Origin of the sequence: Mariniflexile litorale (assembly GCF_031128465.2) — a bacterium.
GTDB classification, from domain to species: Bacteria; Bacteroidota; Bacteroidia; order Flavobacteriales; family Flavobacteriaceae; genus Mariniflexile; species Mariniflexile litorale.
In genome coordinates, this window is record NZ_CP155618.1 from 3,143,880 (window position 1) to 3,163,436 (window position 19,557).

Annotated in this window: 23 protein-coding genes; 15 read left to right on the forward strand and 8 right to left on the reverse strand. The window is 31.6% G+C overall.

Annotation, left to right across the window (positions count from 1 at the left end):
• Positions 1–35: 35 nt before the first annotated feature.
• From QLS71_RS13200 to QLS71_RS13220, 5 genes are all read left to right on the forward strand, one after another.
• The gene (locus QLS71_RS13200; protein WP_308992624.1) at positions 36–2,240 is read left to right on the forward strand and encodes a RecQ family ATP-dependent DNA helicase; all 2,205 of its coding nucleotides are present in this window, start codon (positions 36–38) and stop codon (positions 2,238–2,240) included.
• Between the two features lie 168 nt (positions 2,241–2,408).
• Positions 2,409–3,341 carry a peptidylprolyl isomerase gene (locus tag QLS71_RS13205; protein ID WP_308992623.1) on the forward strand — a complete coding sequence of 311 codons (933 nt, stop codon included), beginning with the start codon at positions 2,409–2,411 and terminating at the stop codon, positions 3,339–3,341.
• A gap of 152 nt (positions 3,342–3,493) precedes the next feature.
• On the forward strand, positions 3,494–3,907 hold the full coding sequence (locus tag QLS71_RS13210) for a hypothetical protein (protein ID WP_308992622.1): 414 nt from the start codon (positions 3,494–3,496) through the stop codon (positions 3,905–3,907).
• A 29-nt stretch (positions 3,908–3,936) separates the two neighbouring features.
• Positions 3,937–4,482 carry a YfiT family bacillithiol transferase gene (locus QLS71_RS13215; RefSeq protein WP_308992621.1) on the forward strand — a complete coding sequence of 182 codons (546 nt, stop codon included), beginning with the start codon at positions 3,937–3,939 and terminating at the stop codon, positions 4,480–4,482.
• A 6-nt stretch (positions 4,483–4,488) separates the two neighbouring features.
• Positions 4,489–4,971: an N-acetyltransferase family protein gene (locus QLS71_RS13220; protein ID WP_308992620.1), complete on the forward strand. Its 483-nt coding sequence runs from the start codon at positions 4,489–4,491 to the stop codon at positions 4,969–4,971.
• A gap of 29 nt (positions 4,972–5,000) precedes the next feature.
• On the opposite strand, the gene QLS71_RS13225 is transcribed toward QLS71_RS13220, so the two are convergent.
• Positions 5,001–5,564 carry a thioredoxin family protein gene (locus QLS71_RS13225; protein WP_308992619.1) on the reverse strand — a complete coding sequence of 188 codons (564 nt, stop codon included), beginning with the start codon at positions 5,562–5,564 and terminating at the stop codon, positions 5,001–5,003.
• A gap of 47 nt (positions 5,565–5,611) precedes the next feature.
• Between QLS71_RS13225 and QLS71_RS13230 the strand changes: the two genes are divergently transcribed.
• Complete coding sequence (locus QLS71_RS13230) at positions 5,612–5,947, forward strand: tRNA-binding protein (protein WP_308992618.1); 336 nt, start codon at positions 5,612–5,614, stop codon at positions 5,945–5,947.
• A 53-nt stretch (positions 5,948–6,000) separates the two neighbouring features.
• On the opposite strand, the gene QLS71_RS13235 is transcribed toward QLS71_RS13230, so the two are convergent.
• Entirely contained in the window at positions 6,001–6,390 is a 390-nt protein-coding gene (locus tag QLS71_RS13235) for a PUR family DNA/RNA-binding protein (RefSeq protein ID WP_308992617.1), read from the reverse strand.
• A gap of 146 nt (positions 6,391–6,536) precedes the next feature.
• The gene (locus QLS71_RS13240; RefSeq protein WP_308992616.1) at positions 6,537–8,300 is read right to left on the reverse strand and encodes an ABC transporter ATP-binding protein; all 1,764 of its coding nucleotides are present in this window, start codon (positions 8,298–8,300) and stop codon (positions 6,537–6,539) included.
• Between the two features lie 226 nt (positions 8,301–8,526).
• On the opposite strand from QLS71_RS13240, the gene nusB reads away from it, so the two are divergent.
• The 9 genes from nusB (at position 8,527) to QLS71_RS13285 (ending at position 13,979) form a co-directional block, all read left to right on the forward strand.
• Complete coding sequence (nusB, locus tag QLS71_RS13245; protein WP_308992615.1) at positions 8,527–9,471, forward strand: transcription antitermination factor NusB; 945 nt, start codon at positions 8,527–8,529, stop codon at positions 9,469–9,471.
• An 82-nt stretch (positions 9,472–9,553) separates the two neighbouring features.
• Entirely contained in the window at positions 9,554–10,042 is a 489-nt protein-coding gene (locus QLS71_RS13250) for a DUF1573 domain-containing protein (protein WP_308992614.1), read from the forward strand.
• 24 nt (positions 10,043–10,066) lie between these two features.
• Positions 10,067–10,351 (forward strand): preprotein translocase subunit YajC, encoded by a 285-nt coding sequence (gene yajC / locus QLS71_RS13255; RefSeq protein ID WP_308992613.1) that lies wholly within the window; start codon positions 10,067–10,069, stop codon positions 10,349–10,351.
• A gap of 156 nt (positions 10,352–10,507) precedes the next feature.
• Positions 10,508–10,963, forward strand: coding sequence for a hypothetical protein (locus QLS71_RS13260; protein WP_308992612.1), 456 nt, complete (start codon positions 10,508–10,510; stop codon positions 10,961–10,963).
• Positions 10,964–11,323: 360 nt separating this feature from the next.
• Positions 11,324–11,764, forward strand: a complete 441-nt coding sequence (locus tag QLS71_RS13265; RefSeq protein WP_308992611.1) for a GNAT family N-acetyltransferase — start codon at positions 11,324–11,326, stop codon at positions 11,762–11,764.
• Positions 11,765–11,799: 35 nt separating this feature from the next.
• Positions 11,800–11,991, forward strand: a complete 192-nt coding sequence (locus tag QLS71_RS13270; RefSeq protein WP_308992610.1) for a hypothetical protein — start codon at positions 11,800–11,802, stop codon at positions 11,989–11,991.
• Between the two features lie 42 nt (positions 11,992–12,033).
• Positions 12,034–12,840: a pyrroline-5-carboxylate reductase gene (proC, locus tag QLS71_RS13275; protein ID WP_308992609.1), complete on the forward strand. Its 807-nt coding sequence runs from the start codon at positions 12,034–12,036 to the stop codon at positions 12,838–12,840.
• A 2-nt stretch (positions 12,841–12,842) separates the two neighbouring features.
• A complete protein-coding gene (gene proB, locus QLS71_RS13280; protein ID WP_308992608.1) occupies positions 12,843–13,613 on the forward strand; it encodes a glutamate 5-kinase in 771 nt (256 codons plus the stop codon).
• A gap of 228 nt (positions 13,614–13,841) precedes the next feature.
• The gene (locus tag QLS71_RS13285) at positions 13,842–13,979 is read left to right on the forward strand and encodes a hypothetical protein (RefSeq protein ID WP_308992607.1); all 138 of its coding nucleotides are present in this window, start codon (positions 13,842–13,844) and stop codon (positions 13,977–13,979) included.
• 218 nt (positions 13,980–14,197) lie between these two features.
• On the opposite strand, the gene QLS71_RS13290 is transcribed toward QLS71_RS13285, so the two are convergent.
• The 5 genes from QLS71_RS13290 to QLS71_RS13310 form a co-directional block, all read right to left on the reverse strand.
• Complete coding sequence (locus QLS71_RS13290) at positions 14,198–14,854, reverse strand: alpha/beta fold hydrolase (protein ID WP_308992606.1); 657 nt, start codon at positions 14,852–14,854, stop codon at positions 14,198–14,200.
• 2 nt (positions 14,855–14,856) lie between these two features.
• Positions 14,857–15,189: a hypothetical protein gene (locus QLS71_RS13295; protein WP_308992605.1), complete on the reverse strand. Its 333-nt coding sequence runs from the start codon at positions 15,187–15,189 to the stop codon at positions 14,857–14,859.
• A gap of 4 nt (positions 15,190–15,193) precedes the next feature.
• Complete coding sequence (locus QLS71_RS13300) at positions 15,194–16,450, reverse strand: dihydroorotase (protein WP_308992604.1); 1,257 nt, start codon at positions 16,448–16,450, stop codon at positions 15,194–15,196.
• Entirely contained in the window at positions 16,447–18,372 is a 1,926-nt protein-coding gene (locus tag QLS71_RS13305; protein WP_308992603.1) for a BatA domain-containing protein, read from the reverse strand. The genes QLS71_RS13300 and QLS71_RS13305 overlap by 4 nt, the downstream gene beginning before the upstream one ends.
• Before the next feature lie 149 nt (positions 18,373–18,521).
• Positions 18,522–19,529 carry a glycosyltransferase family 2 protein gene (locus QLS71_RS13310; protein ID WP_308992602.1) on the reverse strand — a complete coding sequence of 336 codons (1,008 nt, stop codon included), beginning with the start codon at positions 19,527–19,529 and terminating at the stop codon, positions 18,522–18,524.
• Positions 19,530–19,557: the final 28 nt, after the last annotated feature.

Consider the following 19,557-nt stretch of genomic DNA (forward strand, 5'->3'; position numbering starts at 1 on the left):
TTTTTTTAATGATTAAATAAATTTCTATATTATTCATGTTAATAGCAAAAAGTGACTTGCATTCTGCACTAAAAAAACATTTTGGGTTTGGTAAATTTAAAGGGCTTCAAGAAGGTGTCATAGAAAGTTTATTATCTGGTAACAACACATTCGTCATCATGCCAACTGGCGGTGGTAAATCTCTCTGTTATCAATTGCCTGCTTTAATGCAGGAAGGTACCGCTATAGTAGTCTCTCCATTAATAGCTTTAATGAAAAATCAGGTAGATGCTATTAGAGGGATTTCAAATGAAGAAGGTATTGCACATGTATTAAATTCTTCATTAAACAAAACCGAAATTAAGCGGGTTAAAGAAGACATTGTAAATGGCGTAACTAAATTACTTTATGTAGCGCCAGAATCTTTAACTAAAGAAGAAAATGTTGAGTTTTTGCGTTCGGTAAAAGTGTCTTTTATGGCTATAGATGAAGCGCATTGTATTAGCGAATGGGGACACGATTTTAGACCAGAATACAGAAATTTAAAGCATATTATTGGTCGTATTGGTGACAATATTCCTATCATAGGATTAACAGCAACAGCAACACCTAAGGTTCAGGAGGATATTATTAAAAATTTAGGGATTAGTGGAGCAAAAACATTTAAAGCTTCCTTTAATAGACCTAATTTATACTACGAAGTGCGTCCGAAAACAAAAAATGTTGACGCCGATATTATTCGTTTTATAAAACAAAATCAAGGTAAATCGGGTATTGTTTATTGTTTAAGTAGAAAACGTGTTGAAGAATTGGCACAGGTTTTACAGGTAAATGGTGTTAAAGCAGTGCCATATCATGCTGGTTTAGATGCTAAATCGAGGTCTAATTATCAAGATCAATTTCTTATGGAAGATGTCGATGTTGTGGTAGCTACCATAGCCTTTGGTATGGGTATCGATAAACCTGATGTACGTTTTGTAATTCATCATGACATTCCTAAAAGTATAGAAAGTTATTATCAAGAAACTGGTCGGGCCGGACGTGATGGTGGTGAAGGGCATTGTTTAGCTTATTATGCATACAAAGACATTGAAAAACTAGAAAAATTCATGTCAGGAAAACCTGTAGCTGAACAAGAAATTGGACAAGCTTTATTACAAGAAGTGGTAGCATTTGCCGAAACCTCTATTTCTCGTAGAAAATTTATTTTACATTATTTTGGTGAAGAATTCGATAATAAAACAGGAGAAGGAGGCGAAATGGATGATAATGTAAGGCATCCTAAAAAGCAACATGAAGCCCAAAACGATGTTAAACTTCTTTTAGAAACCATTGACAATACCAACGAAAAGTACAAGTCTAAAGATTTAGTACATGTTATTACGGGGAAAGAAAATGCCTTAATTAATTCGCATAAAACCAACGAGCAAGCTTTCTTTGGAAAAGGTAAAGATAAAGACAAAAAATACTGGATGGCTTTATTAAGACAAGTTTTGGTATCTGGTTTCCTTAAAAAAGATATTGAAACTTACGGTGTTATTAAATTAGCTGATGCTGGTAGAAATTTTATAAAGAAACCAAAATCTTTTATGATGACTGAAGACCATATTTTTGATGGTGAGCAAGAAGATGGTACTATTGTAACAGCGGCTAAAAGTGAAGGTGCTGTGGCCGATGTGTTATTAATGAATTTATTGAAAGATTTACGTAAGAAGAATGCCAAAAAATTAGGTGTACCACCTTTTGTTATTTTTCAAGATCCATCACTTGAAGATATGGCGTTAAAATACCCTATTACTGTAACAGAGCTTGCTAATGTACATGGTGTGGGAGATGGGAAGGCTAAAAAATACGGTAAAGATTTTATAGAACTCATAGCGCAATATGTTGAAGAGCACGATATTATTCGTCCAGACGATTTAGTTGTTAAATCTACGGGTACAAATTCTGCCAATAAGCTTTATATTATTCAAAACATAGATAGAAAATTACCCTTAGATGATATTGCTTCTTCAAAAGGAATGTCTATGGTCGATTTTATAAAAGAAATGGAAGCTATAGTCTATTCTGGAACCAAATTGAATATTAATTATTGGATTGACGATATTTTAGATGAAGACCAGCAAGAAGAAATCCACGACTATTTTATGGAATCTAAAACCGATAGTATTGAAACAGCAATTAAAGAATTTGATGGCGATTATGATGAAGATGAACTTCGCTTGTATAGAATAAAATTTATAAGTGAAGTCGCTAATTAAAGCTTCAAAGAGTCAAAGTCTCAAAGATTAAAAGTGTTCAAAGTTCCAAAGTTGAAAATGTATTTACATTAAACTTTGGAACTTTGTTTCTTAGAAACTTTGCTACTTATATGAATAAACAATCGTTAATCATTTCATATATTTGCATCTTCATTAAAAAAGAACAGCATGCAAGACGGATTATACGCAAAATTCAACACAACAAAAGGAGAAATTCTTGTTGCTTTAGAATTTAAAAAAACACCAGGAACAGTTGGTAACTTCGTTGCTTTAGCCGAAGGAAATTTAGAAAATAAAGTAAAACCTCAAGGAACACCTTATTATAATGGTTTGAAATTCCATAGAGTAATACCAGATTTTATGATTCAAGGTGGTTGTCCACAAGGATCGGGTTCAGGTGATCCCGGTTATAAATTTGCCGATGAATTTCATCCAGATTTAAAACACGATGCACCAGGTATTTTATCCATGGCGAATTCAGGACCAGCAAGTAATGGTAGTCAGTTTTTTATAACGCATGTTGCCACCCCGTGGTTAGATAACAACCATACCGTTTTTGGGAAAGTGGTTGAAGGTCAAAACGTGGTTGATGCCATTGCTCAAGGTGACAAAATTGAAACTTTAGAGATTGTAAGAGTAGGAGCAGAAGCTGAAGGTTTCAATGCTATTGAAGCTTTTAGAGATTTTGAAGGTTCTAGAGAAAAAATATTAGCTGAAGCCAAAAAAGCATCAGAAGCAGCATTAGATAAATTAGCGACGGGATTTAGTAAAACTGAAAGCGGATTACGTTACCAAATTATTCAAAAAGGAACGGGAGTTAAAGCCGAAAAGGGTAAAAATGTATCTGTACACTATAAAGGACAATTAGCAGACGGAACTGTTTTTGATTCTTCTTACAAACGTAATGAGCCAATTGATTTTCCTTTAGGAGTTGGGCAAGTTATTTCAGGTTGGGACGAAGGTATTCAATTATTAAACGTGGGCGACAAAGCACGTTTTGTAATTCCGAGTCATTTAGGATACGGAAGCAGAGGAGCTGGAGGGGTTATACCACCAGATGCAACGTTAATTTTTGATGTAGAATTAATGAACGTTAAGTAATATCAAAAAAAAATAAATTATAAAAGCACCTAATAAAAAGGTGCTTTTTTAGTTTCCAATGGTTAGCATCGGTCAATTTCCTGATAAGACTAATTATTATGTGAGTTAATGGATTATTTTTTACTATAATTGTATGAGTTTAATGTCGGAACGTGATAAGTATAAAAGAAACGGATTTATATAATCAGGTAATTAAAGAATTAAATTATTCTTTTGGTAACGTATTTATATTTGAAGGATTTGTGATTTCTGAAATTAATCTAGGTATTAATCTTAATTGGGATGAGCATGCAAAGGTAATTGTAAATGATGTTTCTAGATTTATAGGAAGCAATGGAAAAGATATTGTATACATATCACATAGAATTAATTCGTATTCTGTTGTCGCTTCAGATTGGTTGAAGTTTTTTAATAATAGCTTTAATTTGAAGGGCTATTACATAGTATCTGAAGATAAAATTAGAGTTTTGAGTTCTGTGATTGAAAACTTATTTTTCAATAATAAAATAAAACGATTTAACAACTTAAATACTGCTATAAACTGGATAAAAATAGGGATAGATTAAATTGCATAGCAATTTAATATCTTTGTTTTATGACAGAGCAAAAATTACAAAAACTTAAATACCCCATTGGGCACTTTGATTGCCCTAATAATATTTCAGCTCAGCACATAGAAAGCTGGATTTCAATTTTAGAACATTTTCCTACTAGATTAGAAAATCTTGTTAAGAATTTAACGAACGATCAGTTAGATACGGTATATAGACCAGATGGATGGACCATTAGACAGGTTATTCATCATCTTTCAGATAGTCATCACCATAGCTATACCCGTTTTAAATGGACTTTAACAGAAGATAAGCCTGTTATAAAAGCTTATTTTGAAGATCGTTGGGCAGAATTAATCGATTCTAAAACAGCTCCTATCGAGATCTCTTTACTTCATTTAAAAGCTGTTCATGCTAAGCTAGTATATTTATTAAAAGGATTGTCTGAAGAGAATTTAAATAAATATTTTATTCACCCAGAAACTCAAAGTGAAGTGGTTTTAAAAAAAAATGTTGGTATATATGCATGGCACAGTAACCATCATTATTCACATATTGAAAATTTAATGCAACAAAATAACTGGATTTAGAAACATATGATTAGACCTGTTAAAATGAAAGATGCCCAACAACTTGTAGATATTTATAACCATTATGTTTTAAATACCGTGGTTACTTTTGACGATGTGCCATTTACAGTTGATGCTTTTAAAGAGAAAATTGAAAGTATTTATAAAATATATCCATTTTATGTTTTTGAAGAAGATAATAAGATATTAGGATATGCCTACGCTAACAAATGGCGAGAAAAACCTGCGTATAAGCATACCGTTGAAAGTACTGTTTATTTGCATCATGAAGCTCAAGGAAAACAAATAGGGACTATATTATATACAGAACTCTTAAAGCAGTTAAAAGAACAAGATTATCATGTAGTTGTTGGGGGTTTAACATTGCCTAATGAAGCCAGTGTAAAACTTCATGAGAAATTTGGATTCACACAAGTGTCTCACTTTAAAGAAGTGGGCTTAAAGTTTGATAAGTGGTTAGATGTTGGTTTTTGGCAATTAACCTTTTGATTACAAAAAGCCTTTCCTTTGGGAAGGGGTTAAGATGGGTTTTTCCACTTAATATTACAACCAATACTTGGTTTTTGTACAGAAGTGTTTTCTTTGTTTTCAATTAAGGAATTAAGGGCATGTCGTATATCGCTTCCTGTTATAGGTTTACTATTTCCTGGTCGTGAATCATCTAATTGTCCTCTATAAATTAATTTTAATTCAGCATCAAACACATAAAAATCGGGGGTACAAGCAGCATCGTATGCTTTGGCAACTTCTTGACTTTCATCATATAAATAAGAAAACGGGTAGTTTTCGTTTTTAGCGTGAATTTTCATTTTATCAGGACCATCTTGTGGATATTTTTTAGCATCGTTACTCGAAATAGCAGCAAAACCAATCCCTTTTTTTAAGTAGGTATTTGCAATGGCAATAATTTCGGTATTTACATGAATTACAAAAGGGCAGTGGTTGCATATAAACATAATAACCGTACCTTTTTCTCCTTTAATCGTTTCTAAATCTATAAGTGAGTCGCTAATAGTATCGGGTAATTCAAAATAAGGAGCCGTTGTGCCCAAAGGCAACATGTTTGATGGCGTATTCGACATAATGAAAAATTTTATTCAAAGTTCGGTATAATTTGTATTTTTAAAAAATGAATAAGACTATAACTTTTGAAGATTTTACTAAAGTTGATTTAAGAGTAGGGACTATTATTGAAGTTCAAGATTTTCCTGAAGCACGTAATCCAGCATATCAATTAACAATTGATTTTGGCGATTTGGGAATTAAAAAGTCGTCTGCACAAATTACAACGCTATATAAGAAGGAAGATTTATTACAAAGACAAATTGTGGCTGTTATAAACTTCCCGAAAAAACAGATTGCTAAATTTATGAGTGAATGCTTGCTTTTAGGAGCCGTTAATGGTAAAGATGTTATTTTGTTAAACCCCGAAAATAAAGTAAAAAACGGTAGTATAGTGAGCTAAAAAAACCGCTACTAAAAGTAACGGTTTGTATTATTTGTTTTTTGATTCTAATATTATATATCATCAAAATCTATATCAGTAAAACTTTCGGTCGATTTATGTAATTCACCATTTTCACTTGGTGTTTCTTCAGTATCGTATTCTTTTTTGAAGTCTTTTTGATGACGATCGCTAATAACTTCATCACCTTTTTCATTAATAATATAATCAGTCATTTCAGCTAAAATATCTTTAAACTCATTAAAGTCTTCTTTATATATATAAATTTTATGCTTTTTGTAATGAAATGAACCATCGTCGTTGGTAAACTTTTTACTTTCAGTAATCGTTAGATAATAATCGTCTGCTTTAGTAGATCTTACGTCAAAAAAATAGGTACGTCTTCCTGCTCTTAATACTTTAGAAAAAATCTCCTCTTTCTCCATCATGTCATTATTGTTCATAGTTATATAGAAATTTATTAAATAATCAATTTATATCAAAAATCTAAAAAAAAGTGATACTAACCAACATTTTATGATATTTCTTTTTAAAGTATGATTTTTTGTTGCATTAAACGTAAGTTATTAGTTGTATTAAGAAAGAGAGGTTAATCTTTAGTTGAAGACGATTCACTTAACTGCTTTAAATATAAATGTTGATAATACCCATCTACATTTATAAGTGTTTCGTGGGTGCCTTCTTGAACTATTTTACCATTATCTAACACTATAATTTTATGAGCATTTTTTGCAGAAGATACGCGGTGGCCTACAATAATAGATGTTTTTCCTTTAGTAATTTTGGTTAAATTCTTCAATATTTTTTCTTCGGTTTCGGTATCAACAGCCGATAAACAATCGTCGAATAATAAAATTTCTGGCGATTTTATTATGGCCCGGGCAATAGATACACGTTGTTTTTGCCCACCTGAAAGTGTGATGCCACGTTCGCCTAAAATAGTATCGTAACCGTGATTAAATTTAATAATATTTTTGTGTACTTGAGCATTTTTGGCAGCTTCAAAAACTTCCTCATCGGTAGCTTCTTGATCTCCAAATTTAATATTGTTTTTAATGGTGTCTGAAAACAAAAAAGCATCTTGTGGTACATAACCAATACTTTTTCTTAAGTCGGTTAAATTATGATCTTTAATAGAAATACCATTTATTAAAATCGAACCACCATCAATATCATATAGGCGCCCAATTAAATCTAGGATAGTCGATTTTCCTGAACCTGTTTTTCCTAAAATAGCTAAGGTTTCTCCTTCCTTTATATGGAAACTTACGTCGTTCAATGCTTGAATATTAGTGTCGTCGTATGTGAAGGTTACGTTGTTAAAAACAATGTCTCCCGTAATTTTAGTAGGTGTTTCTACCGTGTTTTTTATTTCGGGTTCTAATTTTAAAAATTCATTAATTCGTTTTTGAGATGCTTCAGCCTGTTGTATAATGGAGGTTACCCATCCTACCGTAGCTACGGGCCATGTAAGCATATTTACGTAAATAATAAATTCGGCAATAGTTCCTAAACTTTCAATTTCACCATTTATATATTGCATACCACCAACATAAATAACCAGTAAATTACTGGTGCCAATAAGTAAAATCATCATAGGGAAAAACCAAGCTTGTACTTTGGCTAAGCTTATCTGTTTTTCTTTGCTTTCTGTAGCTAACGATTTAAAATTTGCAGACGTTTGTGGTTCAATTCCGTAGGCTTTAATAATCGAAATACCACTAAATGATTCTTGTGTAGAAGAAGATAGTTTAGATAGAAATTGTTGCACGATAGTGCTCCTAATATGTATTTCTTTGCTTAATTTGTAAATTACAATAGATAATATGGGTAAGGGCAACACGGTGTATAAAGCCAATTTAGGAGCTTCGTTAAACATGTAAATAAGTGCAATTACAAAAAGAGTAATGGTGTTGATACTGTACATAATGGCGGGACCAGCGTACATGCGTACATTGCTTACATCTTCACTTATTCGATTCATTAAATCGCCTGTCCTATTTTTTTTATAAAAATTTAAAGAGAGCTTTTGGTATTGGTTGTAAATTTCATTTTTTAAATCGAATTCCACGTAGCGTGATACATTAATAATATATTGACGCATAAAAAACGTGAATATCGCAGCAATTAATGAAGCACCAATAATGTATATAATAACTTCGGTTAATTCAGCCTTCACAACCTGTTCAGAAACACCTCCTCTTAAATATTTTTCAATAACCACAAAAATTTCTCGAACATACCGAGGGGTAAATAGTAAAAATATTCTGGCTATTATAGTTATTACAGTACCTAGTAAAAGCTGTTTTTTATATTTTAAAAAATATTTGTTTAAGTGCTGTAATTCTTTCATTTAAAGGTTAAATCGATATGGAAAAATACTCATAATTAAGTTAGCAAAGATAAAGTTTTAAAAGCATAAATTACCTTTATTGGCTGTTTAGTAATTGTTAAATATAGCATAAAGTATTTAGTAAATAATAAAACAAAAAATATGAAGTAACTTTTTAAAATAGTGTTATTTTTGCAGCTCGAAACTATAAAATTTTCGTCTTAATAAATTTAAGTTCTTTGTAATTATGCTAAATAGAAGACATATCCGCGTAAAAGTAATGCAAACCATGTATGCCTTTAAGGGGGGGGAAAGTGATGATTTTAGTAAAGATCAAAAGTTTTTACTGTTTAGTATAGATAATATGTACAACTTGTACCTATTGTTGCTTGCTTTGATTATAGAGGTTCAAAAGAGAGCTGAAAAGGATCTACAAAAAAAACAAAAAAAGCATTTAGCGACCAAAGAAGATAAAGATCCTAATAGAAAATTTGTAAATAATCAACTTCTCAATCTAATCGCTGATAATTATCAATTAAAAAATCAGTTAGAAATACACAATATTACTAATTGGGAGTTGGATAGCGAATATGTAGATGTTATTTTTAAAGCTATTACGACTAGCGATTTGTATAAAGAATACATGAAAACTAAAATGTCCGATTTTAAAGAAGACAAAGATTTTATTGTAGATGTATTCAAAGAAATTATCGCGCCAAATGATAAACTTTACGATTATTTAGAAGATAAAAATTTAACGTGGTTAGACGATTTACCAACGGTTAATACAACCATTTTAAAATTATTACGAAAAGCAAAAAGCACCTCGGCCGAAGGTTATTTTACACCAAAACTTTATAAAGATGCAGACGATAAGCAATATGCCATCGATTTATTTAGGAAAACTCTTTTAAATAGAAGTGCATTAAATAAAGAAATAGAAAACAAAACCCAAAACTGGGATTCAGACCGTATTGCCAATGTAGATTATGTATTGCTCCAATTGGCTATTTGCGAATTAAAAAGCTTTCCATCTATTCCCGTAAAAGTGACTATTAATGAGTATTTAGAAATAGCTAAGGAATATTCTACACCTAAAAGTAGCATTTTTATAAATGGTATTTTAGATAAATTGGTAAAAGAGTATGAAGAGGCTGGGACTCTTAAAAAAGTAGGGCGGGGATTGCTGTAAAATTGTGTTAAGAAGCCCTTAAAAGTTTTTAATAGATTAAATAATTCCTATTTTTACTGCTTGAACAAAAAATAGCTTGACAATGAAAAAATTAATATTAGGATTAAGTGCACTTAGTTTAATAACTTTTACATCATGTAAAGAAGATGCGTCTAAAAAAGTAGAAGAAGCGAATGTAAATGCAGCAGCACTTAGAGACGCGAATGCGTCTAAATTTCCAGTACTTGAATTTAATGAAACTGAACATGATTTTGGTGAAATAGAAAAAAACCAATCAGTCGAAACTGTTTTTTCATATAAAAACACTGGTAATGCCCCTCTTGTTATAACTGAAATTAAAAGTTCTTGCGGATGTACCGTACCGGAAAACTGGAGTAGAGAGCCTTTGGCACCAGGAAAAACAGGGCAATTTACAGTAAAATATAATGGAGCAGGGCCTAACAAAATCACGAAAACCATTACAGTTACAGCCAATACCGAAAAAGGGTCTGAGGTTGTTAAAATTTCTGCTTTTGTAAAAGATTCTAACGCAACAATAAATAGCAATTCCGCTGCTAATACAGCACACTAAATAACTAACAAATAACTTAAAACAATGGAAGGAATCGGTCAATTTTTACCGTTTATACTAATGTTTGTGGTTGTGTATTTCTTTATGATTGCACCACAAATGAAACGTGCCAAAAAAGAGAAAAAATTTAATTCAGAATTAAAAAAAGGCGATAAGGTTATTACCAAAAGCGGTTTGCACGGTAAAATTTTAGAACTTAATGATAAAGATCAGACGTGTATTATAGAAACCATGTCTGGAAAAGTCAAGTTCGAGCGTTCTGCTATTTCAATGGAGTTAAGCTCTAAAGCTAATAGCGCACAAGCATAAAACTAATTTAGTATAAAAATATTAAAAAAAGCTTCCTAATTTAGGAGGCTTTTTTGTTGTTTAAAAGTTTGAAGGTAGGGTAAATTGTTTTATGGTTGTCTTATTACTGAAAGGTCGCTAAAAGCGATTTTATTAATAATTTAAAAATATAGAATTATGAAACCCAATAAAATTATAGTAATATTTTTAGCAGTAATTTTTTCTTCTATAGCGAATGCACAAGAAGCAAAAGCTACAACAAAAACTCAAATAGAAACGAAGTCTTATTATGAACAAAGAGCTATTGAAGATGCAAAATACGAACAACAATTTATAGCAGATAATAAGGACGAAGAAGATACTTTTTGGGATGAGCAAAAAGCTTATGAGAAAGATTTAAAGAAAAAAAACAAAAAAGCTTACAAGGCCTATATGAAAGGTAAAAAAGAGGCATACGCTAGTCATTATTCATATTGCGATGCGCATTGCCATCATAGTGATAATTATTATCATCATGCATCATTCTATTATTATAGATATGACAATTCTCATCATACTAGATATCCACAACGAAGCACAATTAATACACGTGTAAATGTTCGAACCCCAAGAGTTAGTTTAGGTTTATTTTAATACATAGTTTTTTTGATTTTAAAGCTCCCTTTTAGGGAGCTTTTGTTTTGTTTTATAAGCTTATCATTATCTTAGCACGGCTTATTTGCTATTGGCGGTCAATTTTTGTAAATTTGCAAGATGAGCAAAAGACTTCATGAAAGACAAAACAGTAGAATATTCAACTTTAATTTTTTAGTTTTTAGAACTCAATCCGACAAATTCATACCTCCTAACATTACAAACTAAGAGGTTTTATCTCTAGATATTACGCTTTATTTATTACCTGTTTTTTATTTAAGTACTTTATAATATAAGTATTTATCTCCTAATTAGTTACATCTATAGCTGGTTTAGATGTGATTAAAATACTATACATTCATGACTATAAAAACTTTTGATGCGTTTTCAAGGCTATCAATTATGGATATAAATCGCATAACCAAATTTTTATTTGAATATTCTGGTGATGTTAGAGATACTAAAAGTGCCATTAGGAAATCCGTATTATATGCAGCCAAAGAGGTTCCTGGATTGGGAGGTTATGTGTTTATTATGGAACAGAACAACGATATTATAGGAGCTACAGTAGTAAACAGAACAGGAATGAACGAATATATACCAGAAAACATATTGGTTTATATTGCGGTAAAGACTGTGTTTAGAGAAAAAGGTATTGCTAAAAAATTAATTAAGCATACTATAAAATATTGTGATGGAGATATTTCAACACATATAGACGCAGGTAACTCTGTAATTAAGTTATTTGAAAAACAGGGTTTTAAACCAAGAAATATAGAAATGAGGTTGATTAGAAGTTAACCAATCATTCAATACAAATTACAAATAAAATACACATGAAGATTATACATATAAAAAGAAAAACAACATACGAAAAACGACACAGTATTAAAATGGGAGAATTAACCACAAAAGTTACTTATATAAAAAAGTATTTGTTTGGGTTGCCTGTAAAAACGCTTCATAAATATAGAGAAACCTATTATGGAGAAGTAAAAGACTGTAATGACTGTATGCTGTTTGTCTAAATACTTTAATAAATAAAACCAAATTAATAAATACACAAATAAATGAAAGTACTAGTAATAGGGGCAGGTAACATGGGGCTTACTTATGCTGAAGGCATGTCGAAATCAAGATTGTTGAAGAAAAAAAACATCATGGTTTTAGACAAATCTGAAGAAAAACTTGAAGAGCTTAATCAAATATCACATTTTGATGCTTTTAGCGAGTTAGAAGATTGCGTTCCACAAGCAGATATCATATTCATAGCCGTTAAACCTTACCATGCAGAAAGTGTATTTAAAGCCATAAAAACGCTTGTACAACCGCAACAAATTTTAGTATCTATTATGGCAGGTGTTTCCATAACTTCTATAAAAGAAATTACTGGACTAACCAAAATTGTTAGAGCCATGCCAAATTTACCAGCTCAAATAGGAAAGGGTTTAACATCGTATGTAATATCTCCCGAGGTTTCTAGAATTGAAATGCTAACCGTGGAAAGTTTATTAGATACTACAGGGAAATCAATGCGTGTATCTAATGAAAATTTTATTGATGCTTCAACAGGTATTTCAGGAAGTGGACCTGCCTATGTTTTTTATTTTATGCAAAGTATGATGGAAGCAGCTTTACAAATGGGATTTTCAAAAAACGATTCCACAGTTCTGGTAAGTCAAACGTTTACAGGTGCGGTCGAACTTTTTAATCAATCTAATTTATCACCTAATTCTTGGATGGATAAAGTGGCTTCAAAAGGAGGAACAACACGCGCAGCGTTAGATTCTATGGAAGATAATAATGTAGGCGAATTGATAAAAGAAGCAGCATTTGCAGCCTTTAATCGTGCTGTTGAATTAGGAAAAGAATATTAAAAATGTATAAAGAAAGAATAGTTATTAAAGTTGGTACAAATGTAATGACCAACAGAAACAATAGAATTGTTAGACCTGTTTTACGCAATTTAGTAAAACAAATAGCCGAACTTTACGAACGTGATATTATTTGCGTACTCGTATCGTCGGGTTCTGTAATTGCAGGAAGAGAAGTTTTAGGAAAGTCTAAAATTAAGGATAAAACGCAACGTCGTCAAGTCTATTCAGCTATAGGGCAACCGCGTATGATGCGTTTGTATTATAATATTTTTAATGATTTTGGGATGAAATGTGCTCAGGTACTTCCAACGAAGCGTGATTTTAGTCCAGGTGTTCACAGGCAGAATATGATTAATTGCTGTGAAGGTTTATTGTCAGAAGGTGTTATTCCCATAGCAAATGAAGATGATGCGGTTTCGGTAACCATGTCTATGTTCTCTGATAATGATGAATTGGCAAGTTTAATTGCACAACTTATAAATGCCGATAAACTTATTATTCTAACTGATATTGACGGACTTTACACAGGGCATCCAGATGCAAAGAGTAGTAGTTTGATAGAGAATGTTGGTCCGCATGAAAACTTAGACAAATATATTAAGGATAGTAATAAGGCAGAAGAAGAAGGACGCGGGGGCATGGGATCTAAACTAGACTATGCACAACAAGCGGCTGCAAATAATATTCCTACCTATATTGTAAATGGAAAAACAGATAATGTGATTATTGATATCATAGATGGTAAACCAGTTGGTACAAAAGTATCACTGTAATATTATAACAGATTTTAAAATTATTATAAAAAGGTTGTTTGAAACTAAGTTTTAAACAACCTTTTTATTTATTAGTTTTTATGTTTTGCATGATATTTTCAAAATTAACGATGGCATTTTTTTTTTATCAATTTGATCACCTGCAAAATCTAAAAATAGCCCCAATAAAAAAACTGTATTAACAGCAATACAGATTGGTTTTTACCAAGTAAGGGTGAATTAAATCAAATGTACCCTAAAAAAGATATAATAATTGAAAAATTAGAATCGAGGGGAGGAACTTTAAATGGTGATATCTTAGAGTCTGGTATGTATTGGAGTTCTACAGAAGAAAACGAAGATAAAGCGCATTATCAAAAATTTTAATAACGGTGTGAAGGGTAATTTGGATAAGGATACAGGTCTATTTGTACGAATTGGCCACTTTTTTTATTGAACATGCCCGTAATACCGTATGATCGACACATATAAAATGTAAAAAAGCCCATATTACTAAAAAGAGTAGTATTGGCTTTTTCTTCTTAAGGTTTTTAAATTTGTATAAAATAAACCCTGAAACTTTTTTTAGAATTTTAATACTACTATTAAATACGTTTAATTAACCAATTTTTAAGCTCCTGAAAATTTTGAGGCGCTACACCATGTCCCACAGGAAATTCTGAGTATTTGTAAGCAATGTTTAAGCTTTTTAAAAACGGAGCTGTTTGCCGCGCCCAATCTACAGGAATTACTTGGTCTACACTACCATGCGAACAATAAAAATCAAGATTAGAATAATCTCTTGTGTTTATATCTTCTGGTAAAATATCTTTGTTTACATAACCGCTTAACGCAATAATATTTTTAATTTTTTCTGGATAAGTTAATGCCACGGCGTAACTTAAAATACTGCCTTGGCTAAATCCTAAAAGTGTAATATTGTTTTTGTTTACTGCATATTCTGCAATGGCTTCATCTATAAATCTCGCAATTAAATCACGTGATTCTTTGGCTTGCTCATTGTCATTCCATTTACCTTGTGCCTCATCAAAATTAATGGCATACCAGGCATTGCCATAAGGCTGCATAGGGTATGGCGCACGTACAGAAATGATGAAAAGTTCTTCTGGTAATTCCGACGAAAATGAAAATAAATCGTTTTCATCACTCCCATAACCGTGCATCAAAATAAGCAATGGGGCGTTTTCAGTTAAAGAAGATTTTCTAATGATATGGTGTAAAGAAAGTGATGTATTTGTCATGATTATCTACCTAAATTTGCAAATAGTTTTTGGTATAATTCTCCAAGAAGAGGTACGGTTTGTGGCTTTCTAGAAACCGCATTAGCGAAACCAAATATAAAAAGCACACCAAAAAACATATAAAAACCAAAGGTAATAAACCAGCTATCAAAAACACCAACTATATAGCCAAGCGCAAAAAATGTGAGCCAAAGCCCAAGTGCTTGCCTGATGTGAAAATTGGCAAAATTACTTTTATTTTCATTATTTAGATAAAAAGCAATGATGGTTCCAAATATGGTTAAATAACTAATAATAGCGTTATTTCGGCCTGTTTCAATATCTTGTTCTGTCATAGTTTTAAGAATTTAATGAAACTTTATTGTTTGAGATGATTCCATACACGTTTCCTTTTAAAGTTTCATTTTCAAAAATAGCATTTTTTGATTTGGAAACAATATGCTTTAAAGTAAAAGTGTATTTTATATCTGGGTTAAAAAGTGTGATATTCAGTTTGTTACCAATGTTTATGGGGGTTGGTTCTATCCCAAATCGCATTTTTCCTTTAGTTAAAATATCTATGGTCTTTTTAGTGGTAAAAATAGTTTGTAAAGCACCAAAAGCACTTTCTAAACCAATGCTTCCATAAGCTGCGTAATCAAACTCTATTTTTTTGTGTTCGATATCAATGGGGTTGTGGTCACTGGTTACCATATCTATGGTGCCATCTTTTACAGCCTCAACTAAAGCATCTATATCGGTTTGCGTTCGTAATGGTGGTAATACTTTAAAATGGGTGTTAAAGTCGGTTAAAACGGCGTCCGTAAAGTATAAGTTATGTATGGCGACACTACAAGTAATATCTAGTTTTTTCTTTTTTGCGTCTCTTATTAGATCCACTGATTTTGCTGTTGAAATGGTAGGGATGTGTAATTTACCTCCTGTATATTCCAATAAAAACAAATCGCGTGCCACTTGCATTTCTTCAGCTAAGGCAGGAATACCTTTTAAACCCAATCGGGTACTTATAATATGTTCGTTTACAACCCCATTTCCTGCAATTCTATTTTCTTGCGGAAAGGAGCACACCAATCCATCAAAATTACTAGCATACTGCAATGCAATTTTCATAAGGTTTGGGTTGACTATCGGTTTTTTATAATCATAAAATGCTACTGCCCCAGCGGTATTCATATCATAAAGTTCTGCTAAATCTTCCCCTTTACTGCACGCAGTTAAGGCGCCAATGGGTAGTAAAGTAACTGCATGATTAGCGGCTTTAGAATTAACAAAGGTAACGTTGGAATTCGAATCTATTGCCGGATGGGTGTGGGCATTCATAGCAACTGTAGTAAAACCAGATGCAGCGGCTGTTTTTAATCCGTTTACAATAGTATCTCGTTCCTCAAAACCAGGCTCTCCAAAACACACACTGCTATCAAACCAACCTTGCGAAATATGAAGATTTTCAAAAGCAATTTCTTGATAATTTTTAGGGTTTTTTATGGAATTGGCAATTTGGGTAATTACACCATTTTCTACTAAGATATCTTGAGTTGTATTATGAAACTCGCTTTTAGAATCTATAATGGAAGCAGATTTTATAAGTATGTTCATTTAAAGTATTTTAATACGAGCATTTCAATTATCAATAACGCTAAGGCAAAAATAACAAACCATTTCCATAAGGCGTTAACTTTTGTATCACTTTTTATGCTATCGAAAATTTCGGTAATAGAATCGCTTACTGTAACGTTTTTTGAAGCCGATAGGTTTCTGTAAATCAAAGCACTTTCATCTCTACTGTAATTATAACTAACGTTTTTAATGGTTTCGTTTTTATTTTTAATGGCATAAATGGCAGCTATAGAAGGTGTTTCAGATGTGTTAATCACCACTTTGTTATTAAAATAGTGTTGTTTGGGAATGATATTGATCTCATCACTTACTAAAGTTACTATAGCATCTTGTTGTAATTCAGTTTTTACATCGAAAGTGTTTTCTTTTCCAATGGTATAGTATAACACGGGATTTTTAAAGCTGAATTTCCCAATATTATAAAGGGTTGGTACTATTAAAGGTGAATTTTTAAAACTTGAATTAGTAGCATTTAATGCCGACGTGAATATGTAGGTGTTTTTAGTCTGATTTAAAAAAGGCTTGCCATCTTCAAATTTTAAAATTTCTGATGCATTTTTTGAATAAATAGGATAAAAACTAATTGTTGTTGGATATTGAAAATTAGTAACCTCTTTTTCAAATACCCCAGAATTGTATAAGGGATGCGAATAATTAATAGTGGTGATACGTTTTTCAGTTTGAATAGATGAGTTATAGTTGCTTCCGAAAGTATTAAGTAATTGGTTGTAAGATTCAATATTGATGGTTGTTGAAGGAATAATGATGAGCGAACCACCTTGGTTTGTATACGATTTTAACGCGCCTAGAAGAGCGTTCGGGATGCTGTTTAATTCATTCAAAATAATAACATCTTGTTGCTCTATAAGTGTGTAATTTAGGTTGTTTTCAAGGGTTGATGTAAAATAAAACTCATCTTCCGTATAAATACGTTTTAAAAACGAATCGTCTTCCGCATTGATGGCCAGTACGTTAATTTTGGAGGCTTTATTGATGTTGAAAAATAAATTGTTATCAAACTGTAAGTTCGTATCATCAATAGTGATCTGGCCATTAATAATAGCATTAAAGGGCAGTGAAAACGTGGTTTCCATACGGTCTTTAATAGCTACTGATGTTTTTGCAATCAACACTTTATTATTAAATAGCGAAACAGGCAAATTTTCGATGGGGTTACCACTGTTTTTTAAGAGTACTTTTAACTCGATTGAAGAGGCTGTAGTGGAAGTAATATAAGCCGAATCGATAGTCACATTGTTATTGTTTACAGGTTTTAGTTGTACTAGATGTATGTGAGTTAATGAATCGACTTTAGGAATGAATTCCGATTTATCCTGTTGAAAATCTGAAATAAATACTAGATTTTTTAAAGTGTTTTTCTGCTTGTTGAAAAAGGTATTGCTTTTTAGTAAAGCAGCTCCAGGTGTTAATAGATTGGATGAGTACTCTAATTGTAATAAATCATTTTTAATAGCTTTTATTGTGGTATTTTTAAAGACACTGTTGTTAGTAATAAGACTTATGTTTTCATCTTCTGGTACATTGCTAATAATGTCTTGTACAGCACGTTTTAAGAGGTCGCCTTGTTTCCCTTTTGCTTGCATACTAAACGAATTATCTAAATAAATAACGGTTTCTTTTTTTGTTTTGAAAGCACTCGAATTAGATGTAAATGGTTGAGCAAATGCCAATATAATTGCTGCGAGCAATAAGAGTCTGGTACAGAGAATTAACCATTTTTTTATTTGAGAACTTTTACGAGTTTGTATTGTCGCTTCTTTTAAAAATGCCACATTGGTAAAGGCTTCTTTTTGAAACTTACGTAATTGAAATAAATGAACAATGATAGGGATGAGCAGTAAAAATAAAGCGTAAAGAAGTTCGGGGTGTTTAAACTGCATTGTGTTTTATATTTTCATCTGTTTTAACTTATTGATTTTTATAGGTCAGATGTAATTCACTATTGAACATTACAGTTGCTGTAAATCTTACTGTTATTGCTCATTTCAAAAGTAAACATTTTTTCATTATTAAATGAAAAGGTATAGAATTAACAAAAGAATATATAATCTTTTAAAGCTTCCTTCTTTAGTGTTTTTAAATAGGATCTTATTTCTAATTGAGCTGTTTTATTGGCAACTGTGATAATGCTTTGTGGATTTTCTATTTTAGAAAGCGCATTAAAATTTTTTAATATTTTTCCATAAATAGCTTTTCCTATTTTATTAGGATTATCGCAAACCCACTCAAAAGGAATGTCTTTTTCTATTAAAATGTTCGCCATTAATTTGCCTTTAGTTCCAGCACCCCAAATAGTTAGTGTCTTTTCTTTATTGTAATCAATTTCTAAAAAGTGCCGAAGTTTTAATTCGGTAAAATGATTTTGAGCATAATGAATGTGGGTTCTAGAGGTTCGAGTGCTGTAATCACGCCATTTATGTAAAACCACATCACAAGGAATACATTTGAAATGATGTTTGTAAAAGCGAAATGTTAAATCATAATCTTCAGGATATAAGTTTGGATTAAAGGCATCGCAAGCTATCAAATCGTTTCGGTGAATCATCCAACAAGGAGATGGAATGACACATTCTTTATAAATTTCAGAATAATTATTACCCTTTATGGTTAGATTGTTAAGCCATGTTTCATAGCTTTTATAACCTGCACCAATACCAGTTTCACTAAAATATTCAACCATACCCACAGCAACATGCTTTTCACCATAAATAATTAAGTTGTTAAGTAAAACATCTAGTTTATTTGGTAGCATAATGTCGTCGCTATCCATACGTGTAATAAAGTCTCCTTTGCATTTACTAAATGCAAGTTGTAACGCATCAATAATACCACTGCCAGTATTCTTTAAAAGAATTATTCTGTTGTCTTTTTTAGCGAAGTCATTTACTAGGTTATAGCTTCCATCTGTAGAAGCATCATCAACAATTATCAGTTCCCAGTTGATATAGGTTTGATTTAAAATAGAATTAATACAGTCAGTTAAATAAGCTTCTGTATTTTTAAAAGGGGTTAAAATGCTAATTAATGGTTTTTGCATGTAGCGAATATACATAATTCATCAGTCT

What these genes read in the sequence shown, in the direction of transcription:
- QLS71_RS13310 (WP_308992602.1), bottom strand. Translation starts at nt 19,529, where the DNA reads ATGCAAAAACCATTAATTAGCATTTTAACCCCTTTTAAAAATACAGAA.
- QLS71_RS13220 (WP_308992620.1), top strand. Translation starts at nt 4,489, where the DNA reads ATGATTAGACCTGTTAAAATGAAAGATGCCCAACAACTTGTAGATATT.
- QLS71_RS13235 (WP_308992617.1), bottom strand. Translation starts at nt 6,390, where the DNA reads ATGAACAATAATGACATGATGGAGAAAGAGGAGATTTTTTCTAAAGTA.
- QLS71_RS13270 (WP_308992610.1), top strand. Translation starts at nt 11,800, where the DNA reads ATGAAGATTATACATATAAAAAGAAAAACAACATACGAAAAACGACAC.
- QLS71_RS13285 (WP_308992607.1), top strand. Translation starts at nt 13,842, where the DNA reads ATGTACCCTAAAAAAGATATAATAATTGAAAAATTAGAATCGAGGGGA.
- QLS71_RS13215 (WP_308992621.1), top strand. Translation starts at nt 3,937, where the DNA reads ATGACAGAGCAAAAATTACAAAAACTTAAATACCCCATTGGGCACTTT.
- QLS71_RS13260 (WP_308992612.1), top strand. Translation starts at nt 10,508, where the DNA reads ATGAAACCCAATAAAATTATAGTAATATTTTTAGCAGTAATTTTTTCT.
- QLS71_RS13290 (WP_308992606.1), bottom strand. Translation starts at nt 14,854, where the DNA reads ATGACAAATACATCACTTTCTTTACACCATATCATTAGAAAATCTTCT.
- QLS71_RS13305 (WP_308992603.1), bottom strand. Translation starts at nt 18,372, where the DNA reads ATGCAGTTTAAACACCCCGAACTTCTTTACGCTTTATTTTTACTGCTC.
- yajC (WP_308992613.1), top strand. Translation starts at nt 10,067, where the DNA reads ATGGAAGGAATCGGTCAATTTTTACCGTTTATACTAATGTTTGTGGTT.
- QLS71_RS13230 (WP_308992618.1), top strand. Translation starts at nt 5,612, where the DNA reads ATGAATAAGACTATAACTTTTGAAGATTTTACTAAAGTTGATTTAAGA.
- QLS71_RS13300 (WP_308992604.1), bottom strand. Translation starts at nt 16,450, where the DNA reads ATGAACATACTTATAAAATCTGCTTCCATTATAGATTCTAAAAGCGAG.
- QLS71_RS13200 (WP_308992624.1), top strand. Translation starts at nt 36, where the DNA reads ATGTTAATAGCAAAAAGTGACTTGCATTCTGCACTAAAAAAACATTTT.
- QLS71_RS13205 (WP_308992623.1), top strand. Translation starts at nt 2,409, where the DNA reads ATGCAAGACGGATTATACGCAAAATTCAACACAACAAAAGGAGAAATT.
- QLS71_RS13225 (WP_308992619.1), bottom strand. Translation starts at nt 5,564, where the DNA reads ATGTCGAATACGCCATCAAACATGTTGCCTTTGGGCACAACGGCTCCT.
- QLS71_RS13250 (WP_308992614.1), top strand. Translation starts at nt 9,554, where the DNA reads ATGAAAAAATTAATATTAGGATTAAGTGCACTTAGTTTAATAACTTTT.
- nusB (WP_308992615.1), top strand. Translation starts at nt 8,527, where the DNA reads ATGCTAAATAGAAGACATATCCGCGTAAAAGTAATGCAAACCATGTAT.
- proC (WP_308992609.1), top strand. Translation starts at nt 12,034, where the DNA reads ATGAAAGTACTAGTAATAGGGGCAGGTAACATGGGGCTTACTTATGCT.
- QLS71_RS13240 (WP_308992616.1), bottom strand. Translation starts at nt 8,300, where the DNA reads ATGAAAGAATTACAGCACTTAAACAAATATTTTTTAAAATATAAAAAA.
- QLS71_RS13295 (WP_308992605.1), bottom strand. Translation starts at nt 15,189, where the DNA reads ATGACAGAACAAGATATTGAAACAGGCCGAAATAACGCTATTATTAGT.
- proB (WP_308992608.1), top strand. Translation starts at nt 12,843, where the DNA reads ATGTATAAAGAAAGAATAGTTATTAAAGTTGGTACAAATGTAATGACC.
- QLS71_RS13265 (WP_308992611.1), top strand. Translation starts at nt 11,324, where the DNA reads ATGACTATAAAAACTTTTGATGCGTTTTCAAGGCTATCAATTATGGAT.